The following is a 575-nucleotide window of genomic DNA, read 5'->3' on the forward strand; positions in this document are numbered from 1 at the left end:
GCTGGGCGGCGGTCCTCGACGAGCTGCGGCCGTGGACGCGGTGGCTCGGCGAGAGCCGCTTCCAGGTCAACCGGCACGCGCATCCCCCGCGGGAGGTCCCGGCCGGGGCGCAACTGCTGTTCATGCCGGTGACGACGGGGAAGGGGTGGGTCTCGTGGGAGGGCCGGGAGCGCTACGCCGTCGTCTACCCGTGCCGCGGCGTGCTCGCCGAGGACCACGACCGGCGCCCCGTCCCGGCCGCGCTCGGCGCGCTCATCGGCTCCGCGCGGGCCGGCCTGCTGACCCTGCTCGCATCGCCCCTGAGCACCACGCAGTTGGTCGCCCTGACCGGCCAGGGCCTCGGCTCCGTGGGGCGGCACCTGCGCGTGCTGCTGGACGCGGGCCTGGTGCGGCGGTGGCGGTCGGGCCGGTCGGTGCTGTACGTGCGGACCCCGGCCGGGGACACCCTCATGAAGGCGTCCGGGGCCACTGCCTGATGCCCGGGCCGTGGGAGGTGCCCGGTGGCCCGTTCCGCGGACGGGGGCCGACCCGCCTCGGGCTGTCGTCAGCCCCAGCGCCCCGTCCGGCCCAGCAGC

1 protein-coding gene is annotated in these 575 nt (G+C 77.6%); it reads left to right on the forward strand.

Annotated elements, in window-relative coordinates; genetic code table 11:
• A partial coding sequence (locus G3I40_RS40035) for a helix-turn-helix domain-containing protein (protein ID WP_164559729.1) occupies positions 1–476 on the forward strand: 476 nt, incomplete at its 5' end.
• Between the last annotated feature and the right edge of the window lie 99 nt (positions 477–575).

The organism is Streptomyces sp. SID14478, from assembly GCF_010548525.1.
Classification (GTDB): Bacteria; Actinomycetota; Actinomycetes; order Streptomycetales; family Streptomycetaceae; genus Streptomyces.